General features: G+C 33.2%; 15 protein-coding genes. 11 read left to right on the top strand and 4 right to left on the bottom strand.

Translation table 11 applies throughout. The features are described 5' to 3' along the window. Positions 1 to 46: 46 nt before the first annotated feature. Entirely contained in the window at positions 47 to 3,247 is a 3,201-nt protein-coding gene (locus M2373_RS20985) for a sacsin N-terminal ATP-binding-like domain-containing protein (protein ID WP_259113242.1), read from the bottom strand. Between the two features lie 158 nt (positions 3,248 to 3,405). Then, positions 3,406 to 4,083, bottom strand: coding sequence for a hypothetical protein (locus M2373_RS20980; protein ID WP_259113241.1), 678 nt, complete (start codon positions 4,081 to 4,083; stop codon positions 3,406 to 3,408). A 90-nt stretch (positions 4,084 to 4,173) separates the two neighbouring features. Between M2373_RS20980 and M2373_RS20975 the strand changes: the two genes are divergently transcribed. Both M2373_RS20975 and M2373_RS20970 read left to right on the top strand, forming a co-directional pair. Then, complete coding sequence (locus tag M2373_RS20975; RefSeq protein ID WP_259113239.1) at positions 4,174 to 6,129, top strand: AAA family ATPase; 1,956 nt, start codon at positions 4,174 to 4,176, stop codon at positions 6,127 to 6,129. Continuing rightward, positions 6,119 to 6,952, top strand: coding sequence for a hypothetical protein (locus M2373_RS20970; protein ID WP_259113237.1), 834 nt, complete (start codon positions 6,119 to 6,121; stop codon positions 6,950 to 6,952). Before M2373_RS20975 ends, M2373_RS20970 begins: the two co-directional genes overlap by 11 nt. Before the next feature lie 291 nt (positions 6,953 to 7,243). On the opposite strand, the gene M2373_RS20965 is transcribed toward M2373_RS20970, so the two are convergent. Beyond that, entirely contained in the window at positions 7,244 to 7,951 is a 708-nt protein-coding gene (locus tag M2373_RS20965; protein ID WP_259113236.1) for a HEPN domain-containing protein, read from the bottom strand. A gap of 235 nt (positions 7,952 to 8,186) precedes the next feature. Here M2373_RS20965 and M2373_RS20960 point away from each other — a divergent pair, with 235 nt between their 5' ends. Then, a complete protein-coding gene (locus M2373_RS20960) occupies positions 8,187 to 8,378 on the top strand; it encodes a hypothetical protein (RefSeq protein WP_259113234.1) in 192 nt (63 codons plus the stop codon). Positions 8,379 to 8,949: 571 nt separating this feature from the next. Next, on the top strand, positions 8,950 to 10,092 hold the full coding sequence (locus M2373_RS20955) for a WG repeat-containing protein (RefSeq protein ID WP_259113233.1): 1,143 nt from the start codon (positions 8,950 to 8,952) through the stop codon (positions 10,090 to 10,092). 318 nt (positions 10,093 to 10,410) lie between these two features. Here M2373_RS20955 and M2373_RS20950 read toward each other — a convergent pair whose 3' ends face one another. Next, complete coding sequence (locus M2373_RS20950) at positions 10,411 to 11,388, bottom strand: helix-turn-helix transcriptional regulator (protein ID WP_259113231.1); 978 nt, start codon at positions 11,386 to 11,388, stop codon at positions 10,411 to 10,413. A gap of 251 nt (positions 11,389 to 11,639) precedes the next feature. On the opposite strand from M2373_RS20950, the gene M2373_RS20945 reads away from it, so the two are divergent. The 7 genes from M2373_RS20945 to M2373_RS20915 all read left to right on the top strand — a co-directional run. Continuing rightward, the gene (locus M2373_RS20945) at positions 11,640 to 12,263 is read left to right on the top strand and encodes a bifunctional 2-polyprenyl-6-hydroxyphenol methylase/3-demethylubiquinol 3-O-methyltransferase UbiG (protein WP_259113230.1); all 624 of its coding nucleotides are present in this window, start codon (positions 11,640 to 11,642) and stop codon (positions 12,261 to 12,263) included. 15 nt (positions 12,264 to 12,278) lie between these two features. After that, a complete protein-coding gene (locus M2373_RS20940; RefSeq protein ID WP_259113229.1) occupies positions 12,279 to 13,100 on the top strand; it encodes a siderophore-interacting protein in 822 nt (273 codons plus the stop codon). Further along, positions 13,090 to 13,761, top strand: a complete 672-nt coding sequence (locus tag M2373_RS20935) for a VOC family protein (RefSeq protein WP_259113227.1) — start codon at positions 13,090 to 13,092, stop codon at positions 13,759 to 13,761. Before M2373_RS20940 ends, M2373_RS20935 begins: the two co-directional genes overlap by 11 nt. 37 nt (positions 13,762 to 13,798) lie before the next feature. After that, positions 13,799 to 14,524: a DUF6796 family protein gene (locus M2373_RS20930; RefSeq protein WP_259113226.1), complete on the top strand. Its 726-nt coding sequence runs from the start codon at positions 13,799 to 13,801 to the stop codon at positions 14,522 to 14,524. A gap of 566 nt (positions 14,525 to 15,090) precedes the next feature. Continuing rightward, the gene (locus tag M2373_RS20925) at positions 15,091 to 18,387 is read left to right on the top strand and encodes a hypothetical protein (protein ID WP_259113224.1); all 3,297 of its coding nucleotides are present in this window, start codon (positions 15,091 to 15,093) and stop codon (positions 18,385 to 18,387) included. A 3-nt stretch (positions 18,388 to 18,390) separates the two neighbouring features. Further along, on the top strand, positions 18,391 to 19,050 hold the full coding sequence (locus M2373_RS20920; protein WP_259113223.1) for a hypothetical protein: 660 nt from the start codon (positions 18,391 to 18,393) through the stop codon (positions 19,048 to 19,050). 81 nt (positions 19,051 to 19,131) lie between these two features. After that, the coding region (locus tag M2373_RS20915) for a hypothetical protein (RefSeq protein ID WP_259113221.1) at positions 19,132 to 25,088 on the top strand (5,957 nt) is incomplete at its 3' end.

The following is a 25,088-nucleotide window of genomic DNA, read 5'->3' as shown; positions in this document are numbered from 1 at the left end:
AATCTGATAGTATCAAATATACTTATTTTCGCACATTAATTTTTCATTAAATCCTATCAACATTCAATTCAGCAGTTTTTATGTGAGTGACAAGAGTTGATACGAAAGTTTCAAAATTACTTCCTGTTTCAATAATATTTTGGGGGATAACACCTCTGTAATCAGTTAAATGTACTTGATCTTCTATTCTTTCTTCTGCTTTAATATTATTTTCAACAAGTGGTTTTACATTATTTCCGATATTATCAATAATTTTTACTAATGGTAAAATATCTTCAATTGGAAGATTGTATTTATTATTGTCACCTTCATAATGTGTTATATCTACTGAGCATAAACAATATTTTTCCCAATTTAATGCTGCACGTTCTAATTGAAGTTTGCTCATTGTTACAGAATTTCTTTTGTCCCATCTCGATTTAACTTCAATATAATAGATTGGTTCATCATCTAATCTAATGACAATATCCTGACCTCCCTGTTCGTTTCTGGACTCAAGGTTGTCAATTAAGATCTTATCGTTCAGTTGTTGATCAAGTTTTGCTCGTATTTGGTTTTCAATAAAAGTTCCAATTTTATATTTATGTTCAAAATTTGATTTGGACTGTTGTTCATCAATAATTATATTTTCCGCTTTATTGATAAGTTCTTCAAAATTTTCCTGTTGAATTAATTTTCCAATTTTTTTAAGTTTCTCACTATCTAAAGTAACAATAGCAAAAATATCATCTTTAGTCTCTTCTTGTGTTACAACAGAAATCATGATATTTGCTTTTTTATCATCTAACTGCGGAAAAAGATTTTGATATTCTTTATCAGTCAGTTTTGGAATAATCTTTAAGATTATATCTTTATGAGTATGAGAATCAATATTAATAACGTTCTCTTGGAATATTATATTCTCTATTATCGTAGTTAAATGTCTATTGTCTATATAATTAGCTTCGGGAAGAAAATCATTAAATTCGGATATAACTAAAACTTCATTAATATCTTTTCTTGTTGTATCTAAATAAATCTTTTTGATGCTTTCTTTGACACCTAAATCTCTTTTCAAGACTTCTAACAAATGAAGTTCAAATAATTGATTTGGGTAGATCTTGCTTTCCTTATATATATCTTTATAACTATCATCATTTAAGGAACAAAGGTCAAATAATAATTTTTGATTTTTTTGAACCCATTCATTGTTATGTAATGCTACGAGATTAAAGAATACTTTTATTAAATTTTTACGAGTTGACCTATATTCGATATTTTCACTTTCCTCACTTAAGAGTTTTAGTTCAAATAATTCATCTTCTAAGCCATAGTACTGACATATTTTTTTGATTAATTGATTAGGCTTACTTAAGGATTCTTTATTATTTACGATCATACAATATCTTAGTAAAGAAATAAAATAATCGTTGTCTATTTTATTAGTTGAATCAACTAAATCTGAATGATAATCTTCTAAACTGAGATTCTTAGGGAAATAAATATAGTTGGACAAATCTTTTTGATCCAGTGAAATTTTTATATCATTTGAAAAATCTCTACGATTGAATTCTTCTAAATTGAAATTGAATAGAAATTCTTTATGAATAAGTTTGTCTATAGAATCAGGTATTAATGTTTTACCTAGCGTAATTAAATTGTTATCTAAATCTTTAGCTAATAATAAAATACCTGTTTTATGAAATTTACCATCAATATTTGGTATTAATTCTAGCGAGCTAAAGTAAGTTGAAAATCCTCTATCTATTAAAAAAGAGTAATATTGATTTAAAGTTTTTGCATTAAAATCCTCAAGTGTGCAGCCTCTTATTTTTTCCAATAAATCTTGGTGCGTTATAAGTGTAATCTCATCATCATTCCAATCGATGACATTTTTACTCCATTTGATAATATTTTCTTTTTGGGGAATTAAATTGTAAAATTTTGAAAGTAATTCAAAGCAGCAATCAAAGATTTCAGGACTGGTATCCAAAAAGTCTGGTGATAAAAACTCAGCCTCTTGTACTGTTCTGTAACCAGATAAGGTATTTACAAAAGGAAGAGATTTGAACTTACTATTCCACGAAATTTGAAGTTTTTGAAAATATTCGTTTAACAGTAGATCATCTGAATTCGTTTTAAAGTTTATTGTAGAATATAATAGGGGATTGCTAACTTCTATTGCGTTACTATTCAAAAAATCAAATATTAAATTAGTACATTTTTCAATAATGTGCCTGTTTTTTTCCTCCTGATCTTTAACTTGATACTTATCACTATTTAAATGTATTCCATCTCTGGGCTCAGTGGGCAGAAAATTTTTACAATTTATAATAAAATTTATTCCGAAATCTTCCGAGCCAATTAAGGGATAGTATAAAAACAACCTTGCAAGACGTTCATTAAATTCAAAAACCTCTTGATCCTTGTTAATTGGTAGTATAATTTCGATTTCTTCTTCCTCGTCGATGATACTATAAATAAATATTTCTTCATTGTCTTTAAGAATGACTGTCTTGAATAAATTAATATCTTCAGTTGTTTCTACTTTACTCTTTTTATCAAAAGTATAAGTACATACATTTTGATTTTCATCAATTAGTATTATTTTATTGAGCCTATCATTGATAGTGAATACATAGGGTATGTATTCATCCAGATCTGTTAGTGATTTTTTTATATAGTCAACCTCTTTTACCGTTTCTGGTTGGTATGTAAAAGTTGTTAAAAACTTATCTATACTTATTGCTGTTTCATTTTTTAAAATTTCGTAAACTCTTTTCTTCTGATCAGATATATTATCACTCAAAAGTTCCCAAGTTTTTGGAGTTCTATCTATTTCAAAATCATTTATTGGTAAGTAAAATTCTCCTGTATCTAAAACAGAATTAATTGAAAATTTTCTACCAAAAGTATGTGTTGTCAAAAATCCAGTACCATATTTACCTACCTCTTTAATATCTTGCTGCTCGCCATACTTTCCACTAACTTGCTTTATTAGAGAAATTAGTGATTTTGTATTGAAAGGTTTCCCATTGTGAGAAAAAGATATTCTTTCATTTCTATAGTCTATTGTAATTTCACATTTTGAGCTTAAATCGCAAGCATTCTGAACCAGTTCCCAAATTGCACGATTAGATGAAAAGTCATTAAATTTTTCAAAATCCCGTAGCATTTTATCTGCATGTTGTTTCAAATCCGAACGTTCATCATCTCTTCTAGTCTGTTGAATTATTTCTTCTCTATTTGTGGTTTCTGTGTTTAACATTATTCGATTAAGTAATTAGTTTAAATAAGCAATTTATAAGGAATTTTAAGATGGTTTTTACGGAAATCCGTAAAAATTGTTTTTTTGTGTTTTTTTTCTTTTTAAAGTTAAGTTTTTGTAATTCGCTATATTAATTTATAAAGTAATTCTCTGCGTGTTTATTGTGGTATAAAATCGACTTTTGCAATTTCCCATTTATTGTCAATGAAAGTACTTTTGTTTTTATATTTCCTAGTTATTGCTTTTACAGCTTTTACAATCCCATATCCAGCCGCACCTGCGGCAATGGGCACTGCTGCTGCAACAACAATTCCAGCAGCTGCACCTGCACCCACTGCGCTGCCTAAAACGGCTAAACCAGACATAATTCCAGCTCCTGAAAGTCCTAAAAACCCTAACTCGCTAACAATGGCTGTTATAGTTGCAAATCCTAAACCTCCGCCGGAAAGAGTTCCTAAAAGTTCCGAAATATTTTCCCTTTCTGTTTTAGTCAGCTTACTATACTTTTCAATGCCTAAAGTGATAAGTATTCCAGTCTGTTTTAACATTTCATCACTTGGAAGAATATTACCGTTTAAAAGACGTTCCATTGTTGCTGAAGAGCAACCAATAACTTTGGAAATATTTTTCTTGTTCAAGTTGTATTTATCGATAAAGTCGTGCAGTATTTCGCTGTAGTTTTCTCGTGTTATATTTTGCATATAATTTGGGACTGTTAGTTTTTTGTCAGTAAAAATAAAAAAGTAATCTAGATGAGTATTCAGTATTTTCACTGAATTTAGCTGAGGAATATCGATTAAATAAATTTTTAGGTAACAAAAAAATCCAAATTTCATTTGATATTTTAAAGTGGCTGTTTGTTGAATATTTGTGAACTAGAATGTTTTTAAATCATAGTTTTTTATATTTGATGAAAAAACTAAACCATGATGCCCAAAAATATTTCAAAAACCACAATTAGAGAAATTCTAAAAGTTATTATTCCGTTTTGGCAATATTTAGCAGAAGAAAAATCAGACAATGCTATAGCAATTATTAAAAATGTTTGGGCAGATATTTCAAACCAAATATTAGAGAGAGAGTATGTAGATGTTGAAGAGGATATCTTACAGCACTATTTCAGGAATAGTGACTATGAAGCGATTGATATATTTGAGAATGTTCTTAAAGTTTATTCTTTAGATTTTGATAGCATTGTTAAGTTAATCGAATCTGCTCTTGATACTAGAAACTTTATAGATCAGCAGCAAATCAGTAATCTTAGCATGTCTATTGATTATGAGCTCGAAAAAGATGATTTAAGATTAGTTATTATTGGATATGATGAATTTGAGCTTCCAATACAAAAAGTAGAATTAATAAGTGAAATTGGAGATCTGCCACAAGGTATTAAGGTTAATGATATTCCATTTTATTTAGAGGGGACAAGTCTTAATGATTCAAAAGACGAACGTTATTTTTTACTATCTCCAAACAAAGGTTGGAATGACTATAGTGTTATTTCTGTATTCACACTTACTTACTATTGGGACTTTGGGAAAAATATTTCGTTTATTGGCAAGCTACGAATTATTCATTATGAAGATGTAACTACATGGTCACTGTTACCTGAAAAATTCTTCACACTTTCTAACGAATTTTGCTCATTAGCGTACACGGATGATTTCTATGCTAATTTTTCTGAATTTTTTTCACTAGAGGTAACAATTTCTATCCTTTTTGCACTTAAAGATGCCGCTTACTTTAGTGATATTGCTGATAAATTTTCTAAAACTTATAACTTTAGAAAATCATTACTTAGACCAGATAATGCTGAGCGCTATTTAAGGGAAGTTAGGCCAAAGCTTAATGGAGCTAATATGGAAAACTTTTATTCTTTTAATTATAAATTTAAACCCGCTTACAGCAAGAACGAAACAAATGTGAACTTTAACTTTAATACCAAATATCCGCTCCCTGACAGAATTTTTGGAATTATTGGTAAAAATGGGGCAGGGAAAACTCAGCTTATGAATAGCTTACCTCACAATTTAGCTAATAAAAATGATGAAGCATTCAATAATTCAGTACCTTCTTTTAGCAAAATTATTGCAGTATCATATAGTGTATTTGATAATTTTCCCTTACCTAAGAAGAATGTTAATCTAAATTATGTCTATTGTGGTTTAAAAAATGAAAAGGGTACAGTGCGGTCAGATGCTGGACTTTCAAAAAGCTTTCACTTCAATTGGAAGCGTATTCAAGAGCTTCAGCGGGTTAAAAAATGGAGACGAATTTTATTAAACTTCATTGATAAACATATTGTTGATGCATTTATTGATATAAGATCAATTGATGTCGATCCAGATTTACCCGCTGTAAATAAAGACCAATATGATAAAATAAAAGATCAATTAAGTTCTGGTCAAAGTATATTATTATATATAATTACTCAAATTGTTGCTAATATAAGACTTGATTCTTTAATATTATATGATGAGCCTGAAACACATCTGCATCCGAATGCTGTAGTAGAATTAATGAATACTATTTATGACTTAGTTAATGAATTTGAGTCTTTTTGTATTATCGCTACCCATTCCCCAATAGTTATTAGAGAATTATTTTCCAAAAATGTCTATATCTTGGAACGTGATAATGATAACCCAATTATAAGGAGAATCGGAATAGAGTCTTTTGGAGAAAATCTTGGTACCTTGACTGAAGAAGTTTTCGGAGAAAGAGAATCATCAAAACAATACAAAAAAATCATCGTTGATTTAATTGACCGAGGAATGGACTTTGATGAAATTGTTGATGCTATTGAATTTGATGAAATGCCGTTAAGTTTGAATGCTCGTATTTATATTAAAAACATTTTAGATAAGAAAAATGAGAAATAGTAAACCTCATGCTGGCAACTCATTTGACTTTTATAAAAAGGTACTTAAAAGCAAACGAGATAAGGATCTTAAAATATTTCTTGCACCTTATGCTGATGACATCGAAAAATTATATAAGATTTATGACGATAATTTTGATAGTGACTCTCTAGCATTATTGAAAAGTCGTGGTTTTTCAGAAAATGAATGTACCAATTTAAAAGAGTTGTATAAGTACTCTGCAAAAGCTTTCGTTGATCTTAGGACTGAGTTGACAACAACCGAAAATGGAAGAGAAGTTCATTGTCAATATTGTACTTTGAGTATAACAAATACTTTTGACCATTTTGTGCCGCAGGAGGAATTTGCAGAATTTACAATTCATCCTCGCAATCTTCACTGTTGCTGCTCTCAATGTAATTCGAAGAAAAGTAATTTTTGGAGAGATAATGATAAAACACTTTTTTTAAATCTATATAAAGATATATTACCGGAAGACCAGTATCTTTTTGCAACCATTAAAGTAGATGATAAAGCTGTTACTGTTGAATTTAAACTAGAGAATAATACGTCAATAGATACAGACTTATTTGCTTTAATTGAAACTCATTATAATAAAATGGGCCTTTTTGAACGATTTATTGAAGTATCCGATGGCGTTATCAGCAGGTTTTTATCAGATTTAAAAGCATTTGATGAACCTATTTTGAGTGTGAATTCTCTGAAAGTTGTGAAAAAACAGATTGAAAGTGAAAGAAATGCTATGGGTAGAAATTATTGGCAATCGATACTAAAGTTGGCACTCTTGGAGTGTAAAGATTTTATGAATTTACTTAATTTTTAATGTTAAATGGTTTCATTTTTATATTATTTAGTTTTTTAAATAATATTTGGTTTTAACTAAAATAATCGAGAATAAGAATTATGCTTCTTTTATTTTATCGAATGGATTACGAAGATTGATTAAGTTTTTTAGAATTCTCAATAGTTTCAGTGGAGTCATTAACTTAAAGAACTTAACAGTGTAAAATAAAATTACATTATTAAATGTATCTCAAATCTATATTATTACCATGCCCATTATCCATAGCTTTTGTGTTAATAAATAAAATCAAATTATACTTTTACATCTTAATTAAGTTTGATTGTATTTTTCATTTTCCCATTTAATTGTAGGTAATTGAGATACACATATATTTATAGATTTTATGAAAATATCCAGTTTTAAAATGATAGGATTATTTATTGAAAAGTGTTCAATTGGATCTCCAACTTCATTGCTTGAATATCTGTAACTATCCAGACTATATTTTGTACATAAGCAAGAGTTTAAAAACAACATTCTCATTATTGTAGCACCGACATTTAACTGGTTAAAAAAGTCCGAAGCCATTTTGTTGTAATATGCATTTTCCTCTATAGAAAGTAGTAATTCCTTTTCTTCAAAATTTTTATCAATAATGTAATTTTTAAAATTCTGAAAGAATGAAATTTTACTATTTAAATCGTACAAATTTCTTGTGCTTTTTTCAATTTCAGATAATGTGCGGTTTACAAGTTGTTCATCAGTTAACAATTTTATCATCGATGAGAAGTTATCGATTCCTTGTCCATCAAATATGTTTTCTTTTTCATCTAAAATTTTAAAGACTTTTATAGGGTTATGGCTGATTTTTCTTCTTAAATCCTGAATATCTATAACTCCTATTCTTAAACCAAGATATTTTACCGCTTTTTCAACCGCTTGATGATAAAAATATATTGCATTACTGTATATCTTATTGTTAAAAAGCAGTTCCGCACTTTTAATATCAGTTTGAGCTAATGGTAATAGATCGTTCATATTTATAAATTATAGATAAGTAAATATAAATTAATATTTAGAATGTTATTCGACTAACAGACTTATTTACAATTTTTTCTTGTATGAAGATTACAAAAAAACAATTAATCGGGAATTAAAAACTGATAAAGATGAAACTCATTATATGAGAAATCATTGTAAAAATAGATTTTACTGTAAATTTAGGTAAAGTCTGATTTTAAAAATTCTTTCTATATTTATAAAAAACACATCTATGAAAGTATTAAAAATCTACAGTATCATTTCAACGCTTGCGATTCTTATCTTATCAGTAAGTCTTTGTAATGCAACAAAGAACTACAACAAAGCTCAAAACGAATTGGATAAAAAGAAAAAAGAATTCAAAGAGACGGAGGAAGTTCTCAAACAGTGTTCTGATCGTTATTATAAAGAGATTGGTAAATAAGAGAAAATAAAAACTATCAACGATTGTATAGTATTTATAGTACTAATTTTTATTTAACTTTAAGTTGGAGATATTTAGAATATTCTCTTTAAATCCATATATCTCCGCAAGGTGAGCAACCAAAAAATAAAAAACCTTCAAATATATTTGAAGGTTTTTTTATTATCAAACATTAAAGAAATGCAAACGAAAGTGAGTAATTCGGTGAACAGCTGGATGGCAAACTCGTTTTTCTTTTTTCGTAAGAGTAATTTAATAAAGTTTTTGTTTTGTCTGTTAAATTTTATTAGATAGCATTTTTTGAATTCATTCCTTTCTGATGCATTATAAATCATCATAGGAAAGCTTAAAAACTATTCCGGAAATCTCTTTCCATATATTTTCTTGTAATTCCATAAGCTGATTTTTTATTGAACAGCTAAAATAAAGGACTTCTAATTATCACGTCAAACAATTAAAACTCTTTATACTGAACATTAAATAAATCCTGAATAAAAATTTTGAAGAAGGGTATCATCATCATTTCAAAGCTCGAAATGTATGTTTATTTTTGCATATCAATACTTACTTTATGAAATTTTTCAAATTACTTTTTTTATTGATCACGGTACATCTTTTTTCTCAAAATGTGAAGAAGAATGAGTTGCTTATTCCTTTTAGGGAAGGTAATTCGTGGGGACTTTGTGATACTTTAGGAGTGATAAAAGTGAAGCCATTTATTGCAAATTTTGAAGATTTTGCCATTGGGTCAGATTTTATGGGTCAGTATATAATAAAGAACAAAGGTAAATTTTCTATTGTTAACCAATATAAAAAGGTGTTGCTTCCCAATACTGATTTAGACTCTTTAAGAATCTCAAACTTTTCGAATGAAATTTTAATCTACAAGAATAATAAAGTCGGATTATTAAAAGATTTTAAAATCTTTATTCCTATTGAATATGATCACATATCTTCTGTTGCAAATGGCAGTTTCAATGTAACAAAGGATCATAAACAAGGCTTAATAAATTCTAAAGGAAAGCTAATTATACCGGTTGAGTATTCCTTTATCGGATGGCCTAAAAAGGAAAATGTAAATAAAGAAAAGATGGATTGGATTGCCTTTTATGGTAACAATGAAGAAATGATATACACTGACGATAAAATTTTAGTTGAGGAAAAATTAAATCCGGCCCAAGGAACATTGGTTTATAGACCGGGGGACAGTCGGGAAAAATATGAAGAAAAACAAAGTAATTACAGAAAAATAGAAAGTATTTATGGGAAGATCGTGAGTATTTTAGATGATATGGTGGTTACGAAAAATGAAAATAAATATAGTGTATATTCTATAGCTAAAGGAAAGATTATTTTAGAAAACGATGATATTATCGATATTTTCCCACCCAATCATGGTTACTATACTTTTTCTGTGAAGAGAAATAATAAGTTGGGAATGATTGATGAAACGGGTAAAGTCTTACTGGATTCTGTCTATGATAAAATAGAATATAAACTTAATGGCATTTGTTTTATAGAAAAAGACAATAAGTTTGGGATGTTTATACTCAATTCGGCCTATAATCCGATCGAACCAAAGTACAAAAAAATAGAAATCCTTGAAGCGATACCTATTAATAGCCATTGGCAATTTGGAATATTTAAGGTAACGTTGCCAAATGATAAAATAGGATTTTTAGGTGAGAACGGGATTGAATATTTTAAAAACTAATTAAGATAACCCGTTGTGCATTTTGCGAAATTTTGGTATTAGATTCGTCAGTTCGAGTGTTTTTTCGTAACAAAGTGGAGAAAATATGTATCGAGAAAATATTCATCTTCAAAATTACAAACTTCCCGATACGATTTTTTTTCAAAAACCTACTCGAAGTGACGAAAACAAATTAAAATGCACAACGGGTTAAGATAGTTTGATGTAAATTATTCGGGAATGATTTTTTAACTTAGCCAGATTGTTTTTCTTCGAATTTCAGCCATAATTTGTGGTTGAGCCTCAATTAATCTATTCATAAACAGCCGGAGTATCCTATTAATTCTTTATTTTACTGGGAATCACATTATATTTCTTTTTAAAAGCAGTTGAAAAGTGTCTGGCATTTTTATAACCGATAAGATCTGAAATTTCATTAATATTTAAATCACTTTCAAGGAGCATTTTTTTGGCATGTTCCATTTTGGTATCGTTCCAGAAATTAAAAACAGTAGTCCCGAATAGTTCTTTAAATCCTTTTTTTAAAGTAAATTCATTGGTTCCAACCTGATGGGCAAGATCCACTAAGGAACAGTTTTTATTGAGGTTGCTGATGATATAATCTCTTACGGCATATATTTTTTCCTCATCTTTATGGGATAGCGATGAAGTTGATTCATTGATGAAAAGTTGCTCAAGCTGTAAAAGCAAAAGTTCAGCAACTTTAGCTTCAAGATAAATTCTTTTAAAAATACCTTTTCTGTCACAATACATAATGTCGTTGAGAATCTGATACATTTCCAGGCTGATTCTACTATGGTCGGGATTGATCAGACATGAATCCTGCCTGTCTATCGCAGCTCTGAAACTGTTGAACAGATCAGAATCTTCAGGTAAAAATTTTTTGAAAAAAGCCGGTGCTAAATTTATTTCAAGCATCTGCATTTCCCGACCGTCAAACTCCATTTTGCCTCTCATCTGATGGGCATAAATGATGTTATGCTGATAGCTGTCAAAGGTTACCGTTTTGTGAAAATTTTCTGACATTGCAGAACTTTTACCTTTCAATGTAAAATGCATTTCAACAGAATCAAAATCTGTTTCAAAATAAAGGAGAAGTTTATCAGCCAGGGCTACATTTCCAAAGCCGATATGAACACTTCCAAAACAGATTTCGTGATAAAACCCCGTTCCGTAAGGTGGTTTCAGATAGGTGATACACTCTTTAATGTCTCCGTCATTCAAAAAATACGTGTTGGGATACTTTCTTTCTATTAATGTTCTTCCAATTTTTTCATCGTACAGGCGTAGTGTCATTTTCCGTTCTTTTTAATTAGAATTTTTCCTTTTCACGGAGTTTTTATTCCGTTTTGCGTACCCGGACCATCAGTTTTAGGGGCTACTTTTGCACAAAGGTATTGATTATTTAGAATCATTCTTAATAATTGTATTTGTTTTTATAAAAGATATTCAAAAAGAACAACATAAGTGCAGCAGTGAAGACCATAATCGTGAAAATGAATATATCAGGTCTCAAGAATTTGTAAGGTAAAATTAAATTTAAAATAATGGATAAAAACTGGCTTAAAAGATGGGATGACCGCTATCGTGATGAAGAATATGCGTATGGAAAAAATCCCAATATGTATTTTCAACAGGAACTGGATGGACTTAAACCCGGGAAAATTCTTTTAGCGGCTGAAGGTGAGGGTAGAAATGCGGTATATGCGGCAAAGAAAGGCTGGCAGGTGACAGCATTTGATATCAGTGAAGAAGGGAAGAATAAAGCTTTACAATTAGCAGAACAGCATCATGTTGAGATTGATTATCAGGTTGGAGAGCTTCCGGAACTTGGTTTTGAAGAGGAATATTTTGATGTAATTGCTCTGGTTTATGCTCATTTTCCGGCAGAAATCAAGTCGGTATATCATCGGTTACTTAATGGCTATTTAAAGAAAGGAGGTTTTATAATTTTTGAAGCCTTTAGTAAAAAACATCTGGAATACAGATTAAAAAACGGAAAAGTTGGCGGTCCGGCAGATATTGAAAGCTTATTTTCTATAGAGGAACTCGAAAATGATTTTAAAAATTTTGATTTTCAGGTTTTTAAAGAGCAAATCATTGATTTAAATGAAGGGATGTATCATATAGGAACAGGAAGTGTAATTCGTCTGACAGGCATAAAAAAATAAAAGAAGAATATAATAATGAAGAATTTTAAAACAATACAGGGAGAATTCAGAGTGAGCAGAAAAGAATATATTACTCCTCATTACATCAGAATTTTTCTTACCGGAGAAAATGTTCCGTTAATAGCCAATACAACAATAGGGATAAATAACAAAATTCTTGTTCCGCCGAAAGGTGTTGATAAGATTTATTTTCCGGAATTCGATTATGAAAAAATGCAGTGGAAAACCCAGCCGGAAGAAATCCGCCCGGTTGTAAGAACCTATACCCATCGTGGAATTGATCTTGAGAAAAATGAAATATGGATCGATTTTGTAGCTCATGGAGATGAAGGGCCTGCTTCAGAATGGGCTATTGCTGCAAAAAAAGGTGATCTACTGGGAATTTTGATGAAAGATGGAAAAACAGATCTCTACGGAAAAGCTGAAAATTATCTTTTGGTTGCCGATTCAACAGGAATTCCTGTGATAGCTGCAATTTTGGAAGATCTTCCGTCCACAGCAAAAGGAATATGCATTCTGGAGGTTGACAGTAAAATTGATGAGCAGGAACTGCAGACTTCGGCAGATATTGAATTGATTTGGGTTTATAATGAGCATCCCCAGCAGGGAAGTCTTTTAGCAGATATTGTAAAACAAAAGATATTGCCGGAAGGGTCACGATCCGGATATGTGGCAGCAGAATTTTCTACAGTAAAAAAGATCCGAAATCATCTCCGAAAAGAAAAATCCTGGAAGCAGGAAGAACTTTATGCGTATTCGTACTGGAAATCGGGTGTTGCTGAAGATAAATCTGCCATGGACAGACATAAAGAAAATGTTGAGACTGATGCAGAATAAATTACAGATAAGCCATGTTTTGTATCAGGTCAAAGATCTGCATATTGCTGTTGGAAAACTCCGGGAAGCGGGTTTTATAGTAGAATATGGAAGCGATCCTGTAAAAGCATACAATGCAATGATCTGGTTTGAAAAAGGAATTTTTATTGAAATTTACCATGATTGCAAACTTCCTTTTTATAAGAAATGGATGATGGGAGTTTTAGGCTATCAATCTGTTTTAAACAGGATGAAAAAATGGAAGAATGTAGGCGAGGGATGGAGTGAATGGTCTCTTGAGTCCGAGGCTGAACATTTAAATGCTGAGAAAGAGATTTTTAACCAGAAAAATATTTCGGTTAAATTTCATAAAGCTAAAAGAAAAGATATCCACGGAAGAATTTTGAAGTGGGAGCTTTTAATGCCTGATGACTTTGATTTTCCCTTTCTGATGTCTGCATATATTCCCAATCCGCGGCCTAAGAAAATCAACCATCCCAATGGAATTACGGGAATACAAAATATTGTTGTGGGAAGAGAAAATTTAAACACAAAATTGGTAGATGAATTACTGATCGGTCAATCAGAACTTAAACTTGTGGAAGGTAAAGGACTGAAAACTATTGAAATGTCGGGCCATGAAATTAAAATAGAAGATATTCTGCAAACTCAGATTCTTTAAGCCTTCGGAATCATTTACTCCATTAAAAATAATAAATATGAACTATTCAAAAAAAATAAACTGGGCTTTTGCAGCTGCCATAACGGTTTCAGTATGCTGGCTGACCGGAGATATATTTGTTGCCGGATTTGATCCGAATCCGGACGATTATCCTTTATTTTCGACAACCTATTCAGATCGGGTGGATGTAGAGTTTGCAACCTTAATGTTGGAAGGATCTACTCCCAGATTGATGTTTGGTGCTTTGATCGGTGCTCTGACCGCTCCATTATTGCTTCCTGCCACATGGCTTGTTTTTCAGTTTTTTGCAGATAAAACAAAATGGTATTCCATTGCTGTTAACTGGATTTTATTAGCAGGAGCGGTTCTGTCTCCTTTGGGACATGCGGGTTTTTTCTATGTCGGAGAAATTTATAAAGCTGTTTACCATACAGATCAGGCTTCCCATCCTTATCTTTTAGAAACCGGAAAAGGCTTTATGAAAATGCTGAATATTGCCTGGGGATCAGCTATCGGTGTTTTGGCTGTCGGCTGGATTGCTTTTGCTGTCTGTATTATTTTAAAGAAAACCCTGCTTCCGAGATGGATGGCTTTAATGACTCCTTTTGTACTGACTCTGTTGATCATCCCTTTGAAGAACCTTTTACCGCTTCCTTATTCCGGATGGGTGGGAGGAGCGATATTTAATATTGCTTATCTTTTGTTTTTCAGTACTTTATTGCTTTTGTTCAGAAAAAGAGTTTTAATAAAGGCAAATAATTAAAATCTATTTTTCTAAAGTAGATTGACATCTGTTAAACAACATTAAATCCGGAGGAAAATTTTTCTTCGGATTTTTTTGTATTATAATTTAAACCTGTGATTTTTTATTTTTTTATAAGCATATTGGTTAAATAGATTAAAATTTTTCTAAAAATAAATTTGTTGCGTCAAGTTTTGGCGTTGAGAGGGGATAGTTTTGCTTTAGAAAATTAAGCGAATAATAACAAGGGAAAATATATTAGCGCTAATATAAAAAACACTTATCTCATGAGAATCATTCATTTTTTTACTTTTAAATATATCACGCCAAGTTCTGTCGTTCACACGGAATAAGTTTGTTCCAAACTAACGAATCAAGTAATACATCACAAAATATATTTTAAAATTCTAGAAAAAATCAATCAAATTTTTAATAAAACAACCATAAAAACTCTTCCCTTGTTTTTATTGCTTTTTGATAAAATCTTACATATGATGTAGATTTTAAAATGTTTTTAATTTAATAAATATATTGATTTGTTCATTAATGAATTAAGTTGATATAGTTGTTAATAATTACTATTAAAAATGAAAATAAATAAAATTTATAACCCTGAATCATATTTTTATACTGAGCTTTCAGAGCTTTCCGATGCAAATATGACGGATCAAAATTTGACAACAGATGCGTTTGGTCCGGTAAAAGGTTCTGAACTCACAAAATATAGGACTACTTCTTTTGTAAAGGGCAATAATGCTAAGGTTTTTGCAATTGCAAATGGACAATTAGCTATTTTACAACAGACTGGAGAGCCTGATAAAGTTAATATTATTATTAAGAATGCAGATATTTACTCGCCACTGAAGATTAAATATTTTGTCTATAGAGGTATTAACAAATCTGATCTTATTGATGCAAATAATAATATTGTTGCCAAAAATACAGCAAATCAGAACCAACCTGAAATAATCAGCCAATTATGGGATGCTTATCATAATTTAAATCCTGGAGGAACTACTATTGCTGCAAACTTGCTAGGGTATGGAGCAGGGACCAACGAAATGCATTTAGATGAGCTATTTGATAAGAAAATAAATTTTTCTTGCTTGAAAGGAAAAAGTATTGGAAATTTTTCCGGGGCATTAGGATTAGATATTATTTTGGATTACGGAGATGCCATAGTAACATCAGATGTGTTTAAACTTAATTTGGGATATGCATCTTCAAAAGATTTTTTATTAGACACATCCATTCCTGAGCTAAATACAGCTTTCAAAAAGAAAAGATATAAAGAACATATTCATCAGTTTTTAGATGCTGCCGCATTTTGGGGATCCCATATTAATTGTGGTAAAATTATTTTAAAAGATAATTCAGAAAAACAAAGTGCAGATGAAGTTTCACCTATATTAAAAAAGTATCAGACTAAAGATAAAATTTATGTGTATATCCAAGGAGAAAATAATAGAAGTTTTAATTACTATGAGGATACAAGAAAAGTATATGGATTTAATGATGCTGCAAGTGAAAAGAATGCTACTCATGAGTGGCCTATTTTAATAAAACAATTAGGAACTTCAGCCTCTCAGACAGTTAATATACAGTTTGATTATAAAATTACGGAAACTATTTACGAAAGAATTCCAGAACGTAATATTTCAGTAGATGTAATCGCTCCGGCTAATAATAGTAATAATAAAGAATTGTTACTATATCCAGTAACGGAACGTCCTCAACTTACAGCAGAACAATTTGAGCATCCACCGGTAGATGTGGAAGGAAAATCCTCTGCTGTTAAGATAAACTTTTTTAAAGATTCTGGATCTAGCTTTTGTGCCTCATTTGCTTTTTTATATGTAAGAATGTTCCAAAAGTTTCCAAAAGAAAATTATCTTAATGATTTATGGATTACTAATCTTAAAAGCTCGATAACTGTAAATCCTAGTGATAAAATGTATTGGACAGGATATGACAGAAATAGAAATATAAATTTGGATGATTCTATTGATGAAACTGCAATAATACAAAACAGAGTTGTTTTTGATGAAGGCAAGGATGGAAAGAAAAGACGTCTTTTTATAGCTACAATTAAAAATAATACAGATCAAAATAAGGATTATGATGATATAAGTATAGATAAAATAAATTTCGGATCAGCGAAAGGTCATAAAACTTCAAAAGACTATTTTGTGAGTCTTTTTGGAGATAAAGACCTATCCATTTATAAAGGAACTTTTGGAAGTCCGGCTATTAATTCGTTATGTTTATTTCATGAAAAATATCCTTTTCAGAAATATTCTTATATGTTACTTGGTATAACTGAGGATGAATATAATAGTTTTGTTTTGCCTTCAGGTGCGGATAATGTTTTTTTCAATTTGGAAGAAGAACCTTTTGTGAATGAAAACATTAGGAAGTTTAAACTTGGAATACGATATGAAGACGTTACTACAGGTCAAATTAGCACGACTATATATTATCCTTCTGTTCCAATTTATGTTTATAGCTTAGATGATCTGTTTTTCTTTTCAGCTGAATATTCTAAGTACCAGCGCTTTTATAAAGAATTAGCACCCGTTAAGATTGAATTTAAAACGATTCCGCGTAATCCAGTTCCTTTCTTACCGGTAAGTAAAGCATATGATGGAGAATTTGGATTTGACTGGTTAAGAGATGCAGATAATGTTTTTCAGGATTTTGATACTCCCACTAATACTCTTCCCGGACCTAAACTTTATGATGGGCTTCTCAACGGTTATAACAGAAAATCTGTATCTTCGGGTAATATGATTTATAGTGATAAAGATACAGCATATAAATCGTTGAAAAGAGAATATTATTCTTTACCATTTGCCGGTGGAGCATATAGTATTCCGTTTTTAACTTTATTCTCAAAAGATTATAGAGACAAAAATGCTCCGGTTGCAGATGAATTAGGCTTTACTCCTCCTGACCCGTCCTATGAAGCAGTTTTAAGAGTAAATATTAAAAATCCTTCTGCTAAACAAGGAATCATTAAATTTGAATTTAGTGAAAGTGATAAATTTTCACTAGATAAAACTTCAATTACAAGCTTGCAAAGTAATAATACCTTAAGAATGAATTTATCCTTAAAAGTTACATGCTTACAGGATATGACTAATCAGCAATTGATTAAAGCGATGTACTATCCAAAAGGCGGCGGTGAACCATTGCTTGCAGGTGTTATTGTGGTAAATAGTAATGATAGTATAGCCAGGAAACCATTAAATGTGCTTTTAACAGCTTGCTCAACCAGTTATGATACTGTAACTTCAGATTTTAAGAATGGTGAAAAAGAAGCTTTTTTCAAAAGTTTTTATCAGGCTCTTATTGTACCAAAAATAAAATATATGAGTTTATCGCTTCAAGGTGATGTAAGATATACTTTAGGTGCGAGTGGTTGGTTTGTGTATAATGTTCCAATTAATGGAATAAACATTGTTCATCTTAAACCTGCTGGTATTTTTACTGATCTAAAGAATAGAATTTCAGGTTATGACGAAAAATGGCTTAAAATATTTGCATTTTCCTTACCTGCTCTTTCCGCTTCTGCAGGTAAGAATTTAGGAGGGATTACAGAGCATATAGGTGTTAGAACGGTTGTTGCATGTAAAGGTAGAAATAATGAGACATTAGGGCATGAAGGCTATCATGCGCTTGGCCTTTATCATACACATGATGACACTAATCCTATGATTGAAACTGACAAAAAGTATACATTTATAGCCTCAGGTGATCCTAATAATGATCCATATCAATTTAAATCTACAGATAACTACATGAGTTATAGTACAATTACGAATAATATATGGAATTGGCAAAAGAAAATTGTTAATAGAATATTGTCGAAAGATCAAAATTAAAATATGAAAAATATATTTAGTATTATAGCTTTATTTGTCTTTACAACAGGCTGTTTTTCTCAAATTAATGAAAACAAAAATTTCAAATTTTTTGATATAGATACATTCAATAAGCATAAGCGAGTTAAAAGCTCAATTCAGGATGCTAGAGATACCCTTAAACGGGTTGTTTGGGAAGTCTATGAGTTTAAAAAAGAAGATTCATTAATCTATATGGAGAAACTCTCTACAGTAGACTCGTATAAAATGATCCGATCTAAAATAGGAGGAAGTTATAAGAAAGTATATATCTATCACCCAAATTATTCTTTATTTATTGAGTCCCATTATTTTTTAGACCTTCCAATCGGACATCATAAAAAATATTCTGGAAAAGGAGATTTGATTGAAGATATCAATTATGATCAAATCAGAAAAGATGAAGGGTATCCAATTTCTATTTTTGATATAGCTCAAAATATGAGAAACGATTTTAAAATCGATATTGAAAAAGAAGATCAGATCCTAAGATGGAGGATTGTTAAAGATGATGACCTTAAGAAAGCAGTTTATAAAATTGCTTGCCCACCTAAATATCCGGATGGTAGACCTCCCAGAGGCTTTATTTACGACCCTGTTACAGGGAAATTTATAGAAGAATATCGGGTAGATGATCTAAGGTAAATAACTTGTACATAAGAATAATACTTTAACCTCTTTTCATAAGAGGGTTATACCCCCATATCCAAATTTTAAAAATATTATATGCCAACACAAAATACATTAACATATTATCCTGCTGTTACAGATATTGTAAAAGCAGATGATTTGCCAGAATTTCTATCCTTTCTTAAGTCAGGATTGGAAAATATACTGGGCAAATTACATTACAAAGACTATTATTTCACTAAAAATATATCAGGCACTGAAGCCTTTTACAGTTTAAGTGTTGTCAGCAAAACCAAACTTGCACTAGAGATTCCGGGCACCGGAATATCCTTGGTTCTTAATCCTGATTTCCAGGATGGAGATATTTCATCCTTTCCGATGACACTATATTGGAATTGGAAAATATTAAAATTTGTAAAATATTTTAAAGCGAATCAATTTTCATTTTCGGCTGAAGATTTGTTTAATCTGGCACTGACTATTTTTGATGTTTCAGAAATTACGGTACTTAAGATTGCTACAGATTCTTTTGTGACCGGAAATACAGTACAGTCTAACTTCCAAAACTTAATAGAAGATATCAACCTTCTATATGGAAGTAATATTATCATTGATGATTATGAAGATAATAAATATCAGAAGTTAATTGCTGAAATCAACGGAATTAATAAAGCTGTTGCCCCTACCGTTTTAGGATTATACATCTTATCCTCCGGGAGTGTTTCAGAAGCCAAACAGAAGGTAAGCACATTCTTCTCTGCATTTGTACCCGGAGATTTCGAAGATTTCGTCAAGGACTTAATTTTACCTAAAATCCGTGCCACTTTAAAATTAACGGCAGCTATTGAGTTTCCTAGAAACATTTTAAAGCCTGTTGATGCTAATGGTAATGAAATTACGACAACCAACAGTAAGTTTTTATTTGCTGAAGCAGATTTTTATGCCGATACAGATTCCGGTTTCGGTTATCAGATGGAGCTTGCGGGTTCTTTGCAGCCGGCGTATGCCAGTATCGGGAATACAGGATTAATTCTGCAGCTTGAAAGCTTAAAAGTGGACTTAAGTAAAACCTCGAACATTGCTGAAGCTGATGCTGATGGAAGACCTAATGACTTTGTCGGAGTTTATGCCCGAGCTATTTCGGTTACTTTCCCGCCAAAATGGTTCCATAATGACAATACCCCACCAGAAAATACCACTACATCTTTACGCCTAGGCGGCTATGATCTTTTGGTAGGAACAGGAGGCGTTTCCGGAACGATCATGTTAGAATCCGTTCCGATTGTGAATCCGGGAGTGCCGTTTGAATACTATAATTCAAAATTCAATTTTGATTATCCTGTCACCCTATTTGAGAAAGATGCTGCGACTCAGGAGATGACAGAAGTCGAGATAAATGACTATGCTGAGCTTAAGACTCATCTTCAGGCTATTAGTACATCCTCTGAGTTCCCATATCCGTTTAAATTTCCATTATCATTAACGCCTGTAGGTCAGACCAATTCCATTACTTACCAGAATGCGGCTGCTTATCAATCCTATTTATCAGGATTAAGCAACAATATTTTATGGAAGAGAATCGGCTCACAGGACGGATTTAAAGTAGGTTTCAAATCTTTTGATATTACTTTGAAGCAAAATGCTGTGGTCTCTTCTAATATCGAAGGACAGCTGTATATTCCGAAGTTTACGGATTCTTCAGGAAATCCTGCTAATATTACGGTTCAGGGACATATTGAAGCCAATGGAGACTTCCGTGTAGCTGCCGCAGCCGTTCCACCATTTGATCCTACGCTTACCCTTCCGGATGTCTTCAAGTTACATTTAAAGTCCGTAGAACTGGGCAAAGAAGGCGATAAGTTTTATATCGGCGCTTCGGCCGACGTAGAATTCTTAGGCACTTTCGGCGAACTTTTAAAAGGCCAGACTTTAAGTATTTCCGCGTTAAGGATTTACAGCGACGGGCATATCGACTTCAAGGTCAACGGCGGTAATATGACGTTACCTAAGCCTATTAAAATTCCGATTGGACCGGTAGATGTTTCAGTTACGGCGATCCACTTTGGCTCTCACGAGCGAGAAAAAGGAGGAGTTATCCGTAAGTATAACTACTTCGGCTTTGATGGCGGGGTCAGTATCGGTGTCGCGGGAATTGATGCACGAGGAGACGGAATCAAGTATTACTATACGGTTGATAATAATGATGCTGAGGGTAAAGGACCGGATTCGTATCTTCATATCCAGACGATCCATGTCGATATGATCATTCCTGCGAATTCGAGTGATCCTACGGTTTCAATCAAAGGATGGCTTTCGATCCCTGAGCCGGGAGAATTCCAGGAATATAAGGGTGGAGTGAGCTTAAAGGTCAAAAACCCTAGAATCACGGGAGGCGTAGACATGCGTCTTGCGCCCAAATATCCTGCGTTTCTGATTGATGCGCATATTGAACTACCGAACCCTATTGCGCTTGGTCCGGTGTCTATTTATGGCTTCCGCGGTCTTTTAGGCTACCGTTATGTGGCTGAGAAAGAAGCGATCGGGATGACTTCCGAGAACACGTGGTATCAGTATTATACCGCCCCTGAGCGTGGAGTTGGGGTTAATAAATTCAACCGTCCCGATAAGACAGAGCATTACAATTTCCCGTTCTCGTTAGGAGTCGGTGCCCTTTTAGGTGATACGATGGCCAATGGAAATATCATCTCAGCCAATGCGATGCTTCTGTTGTCTTTACCGTCGATGGTGATGGTAGATGCCAGGATGAAGCTTTTATCGAGCAGGGTAACGTATCAGGATGATCCACCATTCTTTGCGTTCTTTATTTTCGGAGATAATTCTTTGGAATTCGGATTTGGAGCGGATTATAAATTCCCTGAAAGTTCAGGAGATATCATCAAGCTTTATGCTGAGATTCAGGCCGGTTTCTTCTTTAACAATCCATCGGCTTGGTACATTAATTTCGGAACCAAGCAGGCGCCTATTACGGCGAGTCTTCTGAAGAATCTCTTTACGCTGAAAGCATTTTTAATGATTTCGGGCAAAGGTATTGAAGCGGGAGCACGAGGAGAATTCAGGTTCGACAGAAAATTCGGACCGATTAAGATTTTTGTTCTGGCTTATCTTGAACTGGGTGGAAAAATCAGTTTCCAGAAGCCCCAGATGGGCGCTTACTTTGAGGCTGGTTTAACGATTGATATCGATGTTAAAATCATCCGTATTTACGCTTCGGTCACGATCCTTCTTGCGGTAGAATCTCCCGAGCCTTTCCTTATCTACGGCGCATTCAGTGTAGCGTTTAAGATCAAGATTTTATTCTTTAAGCTGAGCTTCAGTGCCAAGATCGAGCTTAAATGGGAATTCAATAAGACGGTTAAAAGAGACCCTGTGAATCCGTTTACAGAAATATCAGATCAGACCGAGAGTCTTGTTAAAGGGGTGAGCATGCTTACCAATGAGACCTTTGATCTTCAGCAGGTTATTAATCCTGAATCTTATCCTGCGGTAAATACGATTACCAAAGTGGTCCCACTGGATACCTATATTGATATCAAAACCACGAAGGGCTTACTTCCGAGCTCAATATCCAATGAGATCATTGGCGGATATACGAGCGCTGCGGGTAATGCCGTAGATCTTATCCCGCCTGATAAGGTGATGAAAGGTCTTGAAATGAGACAGGTCAAACACCAGTATACGCTTGAGAGTATCGAGATCAATGCCTACAAAGAAGAAGCGCATGTTGATCCTGCTACCGGTCAGCTGATTCCTGCAGGATGGATTAAATATAACCCATTCAAGGCTATGGATCCGGGTAATACGTATCTGGATGCGGCCAAAGCGGGTCAGTGGCAGAAAAAGGACAATCAGTACAATGCGATCCGTATTTTGGGGATGACGCCATTCTCTTATACGGAGCAGGGAAATCCTGGTTGGTTTATTCCTGAGCAGTACGGCGTGATGCCATCGACCTTGTTCTGTACAGGGCAGAATATCGATGATTCTGTTTCCGACTTTTTAGATAAGCCATTGAATATTCAGTATTATGCATCGAACAACAGCTTCTTCCAGAGTAAAGGAGCTTCTTACCAGATCTCGGGCGATGTACAGTATAGTGTAGATCCGAACGGCAATCCTGTGATGCAGGGCGATTCGGGTAAGGTATCCGATGCCGTAAATATCTATGGCTTCGAAAAATCACTGGAATTCAAGAACAAATCTCACCTTACGATCATGCTTCCTGCACCGTCTCAAAAGGTTGAGCTTAAGCTAAGTACGTACAGTACAGGATTAACGATTCAGTATTTCAGTCCTCTAATTGATGATACGCAGTCTTTTGTTCAGTACGATATGGATGAAGAATACTATTCACGGGATACACTGAATGATAAGATTGAGGTTCCTGAACATATTGCGAAAAAAGGGATTACAAAAATCGTTATTATTCCTGATGTAGCGGATTCCGTACAGATCAATCTTATCCAGGAACAGATGGCAGTATTGATGCAGCAGGGTTACCAGCAGGCTTTGTCCAATGGGGGCTATGTCGGGCAGGTACAGCCAAGCGACTGGCAGCAGTATATGAGTCTGCAGTCTCAGCTGGAAAAACTGCAGTCGATCGGATGCGAGGGTATGAGACAGGATAAGGACGAGATGTTGTGCAAACTATATCCGCAGATTGTCCAGCATTATAATAATGACTTCTTCCCCGGAGGTGTTAATGCTCCTAATGCATTACAGTTCGGAGCTTTCATCAGAAGTAAGGTAGAGTCGGGAGTTTTCCATTCGATGCTTTCAGACTTGCAGGCGGGTATTACTTCATCTGCTTTATATACTGTTTATCTGGATCAGTATGCTAAATTGCTTGAAGATCTTTCATACTATGTTGGCAGTAATCCGATGGATAACCTGGGTATTATCTCTCGTTTCCAGTCTTTAAGAACGAAGTTCAGACAGATTGAGAGATTGTCGAGAGATATGAATATCTGTGTAATTTCTACTTTGTGTAATTTAAGTACAGAGCTTTCTACCAAAGAGTTTGGGATCTTTAATGACAGACCGCCGATGAGCAATTCTCCATTTATGGAAGCTTACAATCAGTTTATCGAAAGTCATCCTGAATATTTCTATCTGAATGATGTTTTATTCAGACAGATTAATATCATCTCTACGACGCTTATGAGAGGGTGGAGCTATTATGTGATGTATCGAGGAGCCTATAATACGGCTTGTGAAGATATTATTTCAATTCTTAAAGATTTGGGCAACTGCTCAAGCAGCAAGAAATGCTTTACGTTATTCCACGAAGTTAAATGGTTATCGGTAGAAGATTATGAGTTCAACCTTAGTATTCCTTCTCAGGATGCCATTGAAGCCGAAGCCCAGGCAGCTGTTGCCGCGATCACGCATTCTGTACAGCCGATTTGGAGACCGGATACGGCGTATTATATGAAGTTTACGGTTAAAGATACGGTAGATAATTTGGTTCACCAGCCTTATACTTACGGCTATGCCTTCCGTACGGCGGGACCTTTAGGGTTCTTCCATCTGGACAGGGATGCTACGTATGGAGATATCGAGATTGAAAATCCGGACGGATCGATCCATATTTTGGAAGATACCACAGGAGTTCTTCGTGATACCAACTGGAATACCATTGAGCAGCAGACGGCACATCCTGATCAGTATCCTCATACCTCTTTGAGAGCGTATATCGATTATCAGCGCTCTTATCCTAATGCAGACGGAAACCTGGTGAATGCCAAGCCGTTATTCTACCAGGATGATACGACAGAAATCTCCATGTACTTTACTTCGAGTTATGTCTCTAAACTGTTAGATGGATGGCCAACCTATAAAGGTCTGAAGCCTCTTGGAGGAACGATGAAGATCATTATCAAGGATCCGGTGGAAGGCGTTTCGGTGATTAACCCACCTTATATCGGAGCTACCGAGGATTTTATCGAGACTTCACCTAGTGAGATTTCCCAAACCTTCGAAGAGTGGCTTACGGATACCGACCCTGCTATTCCAACCGTATTGAGCCAGTATGC

Origin of the sequence: Chryseobacterium sp. JUb7 (assembly GCF_024806495.1) — a bacterium.
GTDB lineage: Bacteria > Bacteroidota > Bacteroidia > Flavobacteriales > Weeksellaceae > Chryseobacterium.
Note: the sequence above shows the minus strand (reverse complement) of the source record. Positions and strands in the feature narration are given on the sequence as shown.

Bases quoted from the DNA above. Each gene is read 5' to 3' on its own strand.
- M2373_RS20940 (WP_259113229.1), top strand. From the start codon at position 12,279: ATGAAGAATTTTAAAACAATACAGGGAGAATTCAGAGTGAGCAGAAAA.
- M2373_RS20960 (WP_259113234.1), top strand. From the start codon at position 8,187: ATGAAAGTATTAAAAATCTACAGTATCATTTCAACGCTTGCGATTCTT.
- M2373_RS20970 (WP_259113237.1), top strand. From the start codon at position 6,119: ATGAGAAATAGTAAACCTCATGCTGGCAACTCATTTGACTTTTATAAA.
- M2373_RS20945 (WP_259113230.1), top strand. From the start codon at position 11,640: ATGGATAAAAACTGGCTTAAAAGATGGGATGACCGCTATCGTGATGAA.
- M2373_RS20930 (WP_259113226.1), top strand. From the start codon at position 13,799: ATGAACTATTCAAAAAAAATAAACTGGGCTTTTGCAGCTGCCATAACG.
- M2373_RS20985 (WP_259113242.1), bottom strand. From the start codon at position 3,247: ATGTTAAACACAGAAACCACAAATAGAGAAGAAATAATTCAACAGACT.
- M2373_RS20920 (WP_259113223.1), top strand. From the start codon at position 18,391: ATGAAAAATATATTTAGTATTATAGCTTTATTTGTCTTTACAACAGGC.
- M2373_RS20955 (WP_259113233.1), top strand. From the start codon at position 8,950: ATGAAATTTTTCAAATTACTTTTTTTATTGATCACGGTACATCTTTTT.
- M2373_RS20980 (WP_259113241.1), bottom strand. From the start codon at position 4,083: ATGAAATTTGGATTTTTTTGTTACCTAAAAATTTATTTAATCGATATT.
- M2373_RS20965 (WP_259113236.1), bottom strand. From the start codon at position 7,951: ATGAACGATCTATTACCATTAGCTCAAACTGATATTAAAAGTGCGGAA.
- M2373_RS20975 (WP_259113239.1), top strand. From the start codon at position 4,174: ATGATGCCCAAAAATATTTCAAAAACCACAATTAGAGAAATTCTAAAA.
- M2373_RS20935 (WP_259113227.1), top strand. From the start codon at position 13,090: ATGCAGAATAAATTACAGATAAGCCATGTTTTGTATCAGGTCAAAGAT.
- M2373_RS20950 (WP_259113231.1), bottom strand. From the start codon at position 11,388: ATGACACTACGCCTGTACGATGAAAAAATTGGAAGAACATTAATAGAA.
- M2373_RS20925 (WP_259113224.1), top strand. From the start codon at position 15,091: ATGAAAATAAATAAAATTTATAACCCTGAATCATATTTTTATACTGAG.